We start from the raw sequence: 8554 nt of genomic DNA on the forward strand, positions 1-8554 counted from the left end.
TGCTCTGGCTGATACGATCCATCTCGTACTCCACCGGGTCTTCGCACGTCATGACATTGGTGGCTTCGTCCTTGACGGCATTCAGCGCGGCGTAGAGCGTGGTCGTCTTGCCAGAGCCTGTTGGACCCGTCACAAGTAAGATGCCATAGGGACGCTTGATAAGCGTGTGGAACGCCTCTAAGTTGGGCTTGGAGAACTCCAGCTGATCGACACTTTTCTGGGTTGCACCGCCATCTAGGATACGCAACACCACGCGCTCGCCGTAGAGGTTAGGCAGGGTTGAGACACGGAACTGTACCGTGCGCCCGTCAATTCCCAGGTTGATACGGCCATCTTGCGGGACACGGCGCTCGGCGATATCCAGGTCACTGAGGATCTTAAGGCGAGAGACCAGAGCGGCAAACGAAGTCTTCGGGAGCACGTGAAGCACATGCAAGTGGCCATCAATACGATAGCGAACCTGAAAGTCTTTCTTATAGGGCTCGATATGGATATCCGAGGCGCGTTTTCGGACGCCTTCGATCAGCACTGTATTGACAAACTTGATGATCGGCGCGTCATTGGGATCGTCCACGGTGGCGATATTGTCCGCGTCTTCCGCGAGGCGGCGGATGTCTTCTTGTGAGAGCTCCGCATCATCGTTGAGGATCATGAGGGTTGCTTCTAAAGAGCGAGCCACCTGGCGCTTATCAAACGTATTGCCGCTGGTCTGGTAGGCAAGCTCAATGGCACGCTTAAGCGCGGTGCTTTCTGCCAGCACCGGACGTACACGCCGCTTGGTACGCGACTGCACCAGATCAATGGCGGGAGTATTCCACGGGTTGCCGACCGCGACACGGATCGGCGGATCGGTGAGGTAGGAGTCTTCGATGGCAGGCTCAAGAGGCAGCACCATGAGTGCCAGCGCCTGCTCACGGGAGATCAGGGAGAGTCCTTCGTCGTAGACTTGCTCGCTCTCAACATTGACGAAGGTCATGTCTATCTGGCGGCTGTGTGCGGCGGTAATGTCCTGCTCACTGACCCAGCCTTGGTTGACTAAGATCGAGCCCAGACGCTCCTGTGTGCGGTGCTGAATCTCCAGTGCCTGAGCAAGCTGACCATGTGTGATGAGCCCACGGGAAATCAAGATATCCCCAAGGCGCTCCTTCGCTCCCATCAGACCCGATGATGGCATGACAGCGGGCAGATCCACACCAGTGGTGGGAACGTGATTTCCCTGAGGGGCCGCTGCCTGGCTTACGGCAACAGGAACCTTGTCGCCAATCCGTGCAAGCGCAAGCTCCTCAACGGGAGCTGTGGCAAAGTTATGAAGGCTTTCTGAGCTATGGAGGCTCTCTGAGCTATGGAGGCTCTCTGAGCTATGAAGGCTTTCTGAGCTATGAAGGCTTTCTGAGCTATGAAGGCTTTCGGGAAGAGGCTCTAAAGAAGCCTGAAGCGCGACTTGTGCTGTCTCCACTTCCTGAAGTGTGGTACGGATCTCCTCAGGGTCGAGTGGGTAGCGTAGGCAAACGACAGTCCCCGCTTCCAGAGCCCGCTTTCGGGTATCAGGCGTATCACTGTCCATCGCCATCAGAACCGGCAGGCTCTCGATTCCAATATCGGGGTGGCGGATGCGGCGACAGGTATCGAGACCGTTGACCTTAGGCGCGTTCCAGCGGGTTATTAAGACATCATAGGGCGAGCTTGTGCGCGTCTCACTGCGTGGGCTGCTTCCTAGGGTGAGCTGCTCCCAAGCCGCCTCACCATCGCGGACAATCGTCGCTTGATGTCCCTGTCGCTCTAGCGCCTCGTGCAAGAGCAGCGCGGAGAGAGCATCTTCTTCAACAGCCAGTATTTTCATATTATTCCATTTAAATGATCGGTGATTTTGAAGCGCTTCTTAAGCACTCTGCCGTACAATTCTCCTGATGAAATTGCTAGATTGTGGGCTGGTCGGACTGGGAAGTGCGCTGGGGGGAGTTGTACGCTACAGCCTAGGGAGCTGGATCACCATGCGCTGGCCCAGCGCAATTCCTACAGGCACACTGATCGTCAATGTCAGCGGCTGTTTTGTGCTCGGCCTCATTGCGGCCACACTGGGCAACAAGTCTGAGGGCTGGCGCTTGCTGCTCGGTGTCGGCTTCTGCGGAGGCTACACCACGTTCTCGACCCTGATGTACGACACTGAGAAGCTCAAACCTGGCCTCGCGATGGGAAATATCGCCCTCTCGCTCGCCCTAGGCCTGCTCGCTGTCTGGCTGGGCGGAAAGCTAGGAAGCTACGTCGGAACCCGGTAGAACTCGTCGACGGCTTCGCGGACACGTGGGTTTGACACGACAAGAGCGATCAAGTGAGCAATCCCCTCAGGCTCCAGCGTCTCCAGAACGCCCGTATCGGTTCTGAGGCTGGCTCATCGCTCGAATCTCCGGGCAAAGAGAGCCCCGAGGGCGATTCCTGTGGCGTAGCAGACAATATCCCCAAACGAGAAGCTGCCACCAATGGCAAGTGCGCCGAGTCTTGTGTGACGAAGTGCGACGAGCCAAGGGAAGTGCCAGAGCTGGCTAACCTCGACGAGCACGGCCAGAGCCAGTGCAAGAAGAGTGCGCCGCGCCAGTGGCCAGCGCGGCGCTGCGCTACAGACCAGGCAGAAGACAAACAGCGCCCAGAGGCCATCTCCAAGCGCCGAACCAAGCGCGTCGAAGTGCTGTTTCAGGGGGCGCGTGGCAAGTCCTAGAGGCAGGCAAAAAAGTGCCCCCAAGAGCCAACGCGCCCGAAGAGATGCGCTAGAAACGGAGCCCAACACTCAGATCAAGCCCCGAGAGGTCAAAGCCCTGCACTTTACCAACAGAACGCCAGCGCGCCTCTAAAAAGCTACGGAGCCCAATGCTCGTTCCCACGTAGAGACTGCCGCTCGGAGCAAACCCGCTCCCATTAATGCGATCGGCCTGGCTCCGCAAGTTGGCGTAGGCTCCTCCCAAGCTCACGCCCGCATACGGCAAGAACGTCGGGAGCTTGAAGGGCTCGCCCTCTGTGACATAGAGCTGAAAAAGAGGCCACTGGTACTGCGCTGCTAGAGAGGCCATGAACGCACGGTTCTGGAAACCACCCAATGTCTTCCTCTGCGTGGCAAGGTTAAAGTCGGACGAGAGCCGGGGAATCGGGGGCGGGAGAACGGGACCAAAACCGGGTGAGAAGCTTAGCCAGCTCTCCCCAAAGCGAGAGCGCACGGCGGCACTAGTGGGTAAGTAGGTACCCGCGTTAAAACCATAGAGAGGGATGTACGGTGGTTTAGGAGCAGGGGCCTCGGTCTGCCCGAGAGCAAGAAGTGCAAGGAGTAGAGTCGGCATGGCTCAGGATACCCCACGGTGCCCGATGCGGGTATCCTACAGCCATGCACTTCACGACAAAGGCGGAGGCCGAGTCCGCGATTGCGGCTGCCACTGAGGTTTTTTTTGCCACACAAGCACGGGCATCGTTTGAGCGCCATGCAACTCTCACACGGATTAGCGAGGGGCTGGAGGCGCAGCTTGAGGACTTTGCCCAGCTCCTCTGCACGGAGGCGAAGAAGCCGATTCGGGATGCGCGTGTCGAGGTGCAGCGTGCCCGCATGACATTCTCACTCGCCGCAGACGAAGCCCGGCGCTTTGGGGGCGAGCTACTCCCACTGGATCTGAGCGCGGCGGCGGCGGGACGCCTGGGACTGGTGCGGCGCTTTCCGCTTGGCCCGATTGCCGCCGTGACGCCCTTCAACTTTCCCCTCAATCTCGTGGCGCATAAGCTGGCTCCGGCGATTGCGGTCGGTGCGCCAGTGGTGCTCAAGCCCGCGGAGAAAACGCCACGAATCGCCCTCAAACTCCAGGAGCTGGTGCATGCCTCGGGCTGGCCCGAAGCGGCTTTTGCGGTGCTGACTCCCGAGACACCGCAAGAGATCGGCACACTGCTGGCCACTGATCCGCGTCTGCCGGTTTTCTCCTTCACCGGCTCGGATCGCGTTGGCTGGGAGCTGAAGCGGCTGGCAACTAAAAAGCACGTTACTCTAGAGCTAGGAGGCAATGCGGCGGTGCTGGTTGCGGACGATGCAGATATCGCGCCTACCGTGGCCCGCTGCGTCGCGGGCGGTTTTGCTTACTCGGGTCAGGTCTGTATCTCGGTGCAGCGTGTCTTTGTCCATAAAACCCATTTCGAGGCGTTCTGTGAAGCGCTGGTAGCAAAAACGCGGGCACTTCGCCTCGGTGATCCCGCCGACGAGAACACCGATTTAGGGCCGATGATCACCGAGGCGGCGGCGATTCGGGTGGAGCAGTGGGTGGAGCAAGCCAAAGCGGCAGGGGCAAGAGTGCTCCTCCAGGGGCTGCGTGATGGTGCCTCTCTCGCCCCAAGTATCCTCACGCATGTCCCGGTAGACCAGCCGATCGCCTGTGACGAAGTCTTTGGGCCGGTGGTGGTGGTGGAGTCCGTGGAGAGCTTTGACGAAGGAATCGCTCGCATCAATGCGAGCCGCTTTGGCCTACAAGCGGGAGTCTTCACCTACGACATGCGCCGCATTCTCCAGGCGCACCAGCAGCTCCGGGTCGGCGGCGTGATTATCAACGATGTCCCCACTTTCCGCAGCGATTCCATGCCCTACGGCGGCGATGGCGACTCGGGGACAGGTCGTGAAGGCATCCGCTGGACCATGGACGAGTACACAAGCCCAAGAGTTTTGGTGCTGTAGTTTTTGCCATCTCCCCGCGCTTCTTGCCATCTCCCCGCGCTTCGTTCGTTCCTCACTTCGCGCGACCCTCTTCCTGTATCGCTCGTGCCTCGCTAGGAAGAGGGTGAAAGATATTTTTGATTTTTTATCAGAATCATTGCTTCCTAACCGTTCTACAAGTGTGAACAAAGATTTTATAAAAAAGTCATGTCGTCGGAATCTGGATCAGCATTTAAGACAACGCTCACGAGTCTTGCGTACCGAAGCAACCGTCGCGGAGAAGGTTCTCTGGGAAGTGCTACGTAAAGATGCTTGTGGTGGCTATCGCTTTCTACGGCAACATCCCATTGCACCCTATGTGGTGGACTTTTACTGCGCGGCGTTGAAGCTCGTTGTCGAGGTAGACGGAAGCATCCATGATCTTCCCGAAGTCCAGGTTAATGACCAGCTTCGCCAAAGAGCACTGGAAGAACGGGGGCTTCACCTACTACGTCTCACTAATCAGGAAGTTCTCACGAAGTCCGCCGCTGAACTTCGCCAAATCGTTTTGCGTGAATCCAAACGCACACCCTCTTCCTAGCGAGGCACGAGCGATACAGGAAGAGGGTCGCGCGAAGTGAGGAACGAACGAAGCGCGGGGAGATGGCAAGAAGCGCGGGGAGATGGCAAGAAGCGCGGGGAGATGGCAAGAAGCGCGGGGAGATGGCAAGAAGCGCGGGGAGATGGCAAGAAGCGCCGGGGGAGGCAAAAAAACTACCCCCCGCCATAGATGACGGGCTTGAGGGTGCCGATGTAGGGAAGCGAGCGGTAGCGGCCCAGGTAGTCCATGCCGTAGCCGACCACATACTCTTCTTCAACCGCGAAGCCGCAATAGTCCGGCTCCAAGTCAATCCCCAGAGCACGGCGGCGCATGGGCTTGTCAAGGAGTGTGCACACGCGGATCGAGGCGCACTTACGGGCACTCAGCAGGTCGAGTAAGTAGGCAAGGCGGCGTGCCATCGCGGGGTTGAGAACATCCTCTACCACGATCACATGGCGGCTCTCCACCGGCTCATCCAGGTCCTTGAGAATCTTCACGACCCCGCTGGCCTTGCTGCTGGCTCCGTACGAGCTGACCGAGACAAAGTCAAACGAGAGGGGAATATTGATGCGCCGCACTAAGTCGGCCATAAAGAGGGTTGAGCCGGTCAGGACACCGATCAAGATCAGATCTTTGCCCTCATAGTCACGGGTGATCTGTGCGCCTAGTGCGGCCACACGGGAGGCGATTTCCTCTTCGGTAATACGGATCGTGTCAATATCAGGGTGCATTCTTCTCGTCTGTCTGCCTTTTTATGTCAGTCGCTGACCAGGTCGAACCAGTCCACATCGCTGAGCACCACCTTGGGGGTTGTGCCACTGATGGGCAATTCGTAGAGGTCATAGGCTATTTTATCGGCTGTCGTGGGGCGTGGCGAGAGAAAAAGCACGGTTTTTCCATCTTCACTGAAACGCGGGCGCATCACATCGCCGCTGATCAGGCGCTTGACCGCAAAACCCGGCCCGGAGGCGAGCCAGAGCCCACGTGGCACGGAGGCAAAGGCAATGCTCTTTCCATCGGGGGAGAGAGCAGGCCAGAGCGCGGCACCATAGGCGGCGGGGCCACCCAGTGTGGGAACCGGAGTCCAGGCATTGCCGACCGCCAGGTTGCAGATCTGGAGCGGCGCAATCCCACTCTCTTTACCGATGGCGACTGCCGCGAGAAAGGTCGAGCGAGCATCGGGCTGTATGACGGGAGCCAGGCACTTCCAGTGGCCTTCCGCGTCCACCAAGGCTGTCCCAGACTGCGCGTCTACCGAGACCGTCATCACCCCCGCCGCCGCTCCCACTCGGGTACAGCCCATATAGAGTGTCCGTCCGTCGGTGCTCCACGAGAGTGAGACAAGGCTCCAGTCCTTGAGGGTGGTTAACGGGCCGTTGGGAACTGTCGGGCTAATCTCTGCGACTTTACGACCCTGGCGGTCGGTGAGATTCTCCGTGGTGAGGAGCTTTTTCTGCCGACGGCCGGTGATGTCGCTCAAAAACAAAGTGATGGGCCGCCCTGCCAGGCTCCCCTCTGTCTCGGGATTGGCCGCCTTGGCCCAGACAATCCGACGACCATCCGGCGAGGTAGCCCAGACAGCCCCCTGCCCAACACTCATGTCCAACACGCGCCGGGACTCTTTTCCATCGCGGCTTGCGCTATAGAGGACACTCCCGCGCTGGAAGAGAAACCGCTCCGCATGCGCCACGCCCGCCAGCGCCAGAGTCAGCGCGATGGCAACAAAACTTTGCACCTTCATTTAGCTCCAGTGTACCGTATTTTAATGGGGAAAAAACGAGGAAAAGAGGTATAATTTCCTCTACTATGCTCACCGATGACCAGCTTACCGCTTTCCATGACCAAGGATTTCTCGTCTTACCGCGCTACTTCACCGATGAGGAGATGGCAGGCTATAAAGCCGATATGGACGCTCTCCAGGCGCTCCGCGAGGCAAAAGAGCCCGTGCCCTATCTTTGCCAGCTTCCCCACCTGGGGCCGCTGATGGTGCATCCCAAGACCCTGGCGATGGTCGAGCAGGTGATGGGGCCAGGCTTTGCCTTCCACCATCTACACGCCAGCCGCCAAGGCGCAGGAACCCCCGGCTCGAACTGGCACCAGGACTACGAGCAGGAGCCTCAGACCAACCGTAGCCACATCATGGTGCATGTTTTTTACTACTTCAATGGCCTCAACGGAGAAGTGGGCGACTTAGTGGTGTTGCCGCGCACACAAAACACGGTTATCGCCAACGGAGCGCTTGGGCACCTGGGCCAGCAAGTTCTCCCCGGCGAGATCGTGGTGGATGACCTGCCGCCGGGCTCCGCCGTGATTGTCTACTCCGCACTCTGGCACGCCCGCCGCGCCAAGCCCGGCGGCGCGGATCGCGTCCGCTACTTCGCCGATGCCTCGTACTGCCAAGCGGGAGTGAAGTGGCCGTCGTACCACAGTGCCCAGTGGCGCGAGATTCTGGCTACCGCCCGCGAAAAACTCGGCCACGAGTCGCTCTTTGCCGAAGAGCACTTCTTCGATGTCAGAGAGGCAAAAGCCGCCTGGCGCGAGCGGCAGGGGAGCTTGGTGCAACCTCCCCCAGCCGCTTAGACGGCTGTCCCCCTCCGGCTTCGCGAAGGGGGACGGTATACTGCCTACTGTATGAGCGCACCACGAACCGCTTCTCTCTCCCGCCAGACCTCCGAGACCGATATCACGCTCTCGCTGGATCTCAATGGCGATGGCTCTAGCCAGCTTTCCACCGGCGTTGGCTTCTTCGACCACATGCTCACCCATGTCGCGCGGCACGGGCTGCTAAACCTCAGTGTCACCGCGAAGGGTGACTACCACATTGACGATCATCACACGGTCGAGGATGTGGGAATCTGCCTGGGGCAGGCGCTGAAGGCCGCCGTCGGGGATAAAAAGGGCATGACCCGCTACGGCGACGCGACCGTACCCATGGACGAGTCACTGGTGCTCTGCGCCTTGGATTTCTCCGGGCGCGGCGGGGCGCATATTGCCCTAGAGTTCCCCGACACGCGCATTGGAAACTTCGCCGTCGAGCTGGTCGAGGAGTTCTTTCATGCCGTCGCTCGCGAGGCCGGACTCAATCTCCATATTCGGCTGATTGTCGGCAAGAACGCCCACCATATCGCCGAGGCCGCGTTTAAAGCCTTCGGACGTGCCCTGCGCCAAGCCGTTGCGCTGGACGACCGCGTGACCGGCATTCCCTCCACCAAAGGCGTGCTCTAGTGATTGCGCTGATGGACTATGGCGTGGGCAACCTGCGCTCGGTGGAGAAAGCCTTCGAGTTCCTGGGCCACGCCATC

The 8554-nt window shown here is 59.3% G+C and carries 10 protein-coding genes; 5 read left to right on the forward strand and 5 right to left on the reverse strand.

What is annotated here, in order from left to right; all coding sequences use genetic code 11:
* The coding region (locus AC1XOS_RS16470; RefSeq protein ID WP_481963314.1) for an ATPase, T2SS/T4P/T4SS family at nucleotides 1-1840 on the reverse strand (1840 nt) is incomplete at its 3' end.
* Between the two features lie 67 nt (nucleotides 1841-1907).
* Here AC1XOS_RS16470 and AC1XOS_RS16475 point away from each other — a divergent pair.
* Nucleotides 1908-2276: a fluoride efflux transporter FluC gene (locus tag AC1XOS_RS16475; RefSeq protein WP_481963315.1), complete on the forward strand. Its 369-nt coding sequence runs from the start codon at nucleotides 1908-1910 to the stop codon at nucleotides 2274-2276.
* A gap of 113 nt (nucleotides 2277-2389) precedes the next feature.
* Here the strand turns inward: AC1XOS_RS16475 and AC1XOS_RS16480 are convergent, their stop codons facing one another.
* Together AC1XOS_RS16480 and AC1XOS_RS16485 are read right to left on the reverse strand one after the other, a co-directional pair.
* Nucleotides 2390-2737 carry a ribosomal maturation YjgA family protein gene (locus tag AC1XOS_RS16480; RefSeq protein ID WP_481963316.1) on the reverse strand — a complete coding sequence of 116 codons (348 nt, stop codon included), beginning with the start codon at nucleotides 2735-2737 and terminating at the stop codon, nucleotides 2390-2392.
* Between the two features lie 25 nt (nucleotides 2738-2762).
* Complete coding sequence (locus tag AC1XOS_RS16485; protein ID WP_481963317.1) at nucleotides 2763-3326, reverse strand: hypothetical protein; 564 nt, start codon at nucleotides 3324-3326, stop codon at nucleotides 2763-2765.
* Nucleotides 3327-3370: 44 nt separating this feature from the next.
* Here AC1XOS_RS16485 and AC1XOS_RS16490 point away from each other — a divergent pair, with 44 nt between their 5' ends.
* Nucleotides 3371-4693 carry an aldehyde dehydrogenase family protein gene (locus AC1XOS_RS16490; protein WP_481963318.1) on the forward strand — a complete coding sequence of 441 codons (1323 nt, stop codon included), beginning with the start codon at nucleotides 3371-3373 and terminating at the stop codon, nucleotides 4691-4693.
* 103 nt (nucleotides 4694-4796) lie between these two features.
* Entirely contained in the window at nucleotides 4797-5252 is a 456-nt protein-coding gene (locus tag AC1XOS_RS16495; RefSeq protein ID WP_481963319.1) for an endonuclease domain-containing protein, read from the forward strand.
* A gap of 173 nt (nucleotides 5253-5425) precedes the next feature.
* Here the strand turns inward: AC1XOS_RS16495 and hpt are convergent, their stop codons facing one another.
* Together hpt and AC1XOS_RS16505 are read right to left on the reverse strand one after the other, a co-directional pair.
* The gene (gene hpt, locus AC1XOS_RS16500; protein WP_481963320.1) at nucleotides 5426-5983 is read right to left on the reverse strand and encodes a hypoxanthine phosphoribosyltransferase; all 558 of its coding nucleotides are present in this window, start codon (nucleotides 5981-5983) and stop codon (nucleotides 5426-5428) included.
* Between the two features lie 26 nt (nucleotides 5984-6009).
* Nucleotides 6010-6993: a hypothetical protein gene (locus AC1XOS_RS16505; protein ID WP_481963321.1), complete on the reverse strand. Its 984-nt coding sequence runs from the start codon at nucleotides 6991-6993 to the stop codon at nucleotides 6010-6012.
* 65 nt (nucleotides 6994-7058) lie between these two features.
* On the opposite strand from AC1XOS_RS16505, the gene AC1XOS_RS16510 reads away from it, so the two are divergent.
* On the forward strand, nucleotides 7059-7832 hold the full coding sequence (locus tag AC1XOS_RS16510; RefSeq protein ID WP_481963322.1) for a phytanoyl-CoA dioxygenase family protein: 774 nt from the start codon (nucleotides 7059-7061) through the stop codon (nucleotides 7830-7832).
* Nucleotides 7833-7883: 51 nt separating this feature from the next.
* Entirely contained in the window at nucleotides 7884-8477 is a 594-nt protein-coding gene (gene hisB, locus AC1XOS_RS16515; RefSeq protein ID WP_481963323.1) for an imidazoleglycerol-phosphate dehydratase HisB, read from the forward strand.
* The last annotated feature ends 77 nt before the right edge of the window (nucleotides 8478-8554 follow it).

The organism is Armatimonas sp. (assembly GCF_964826245.1).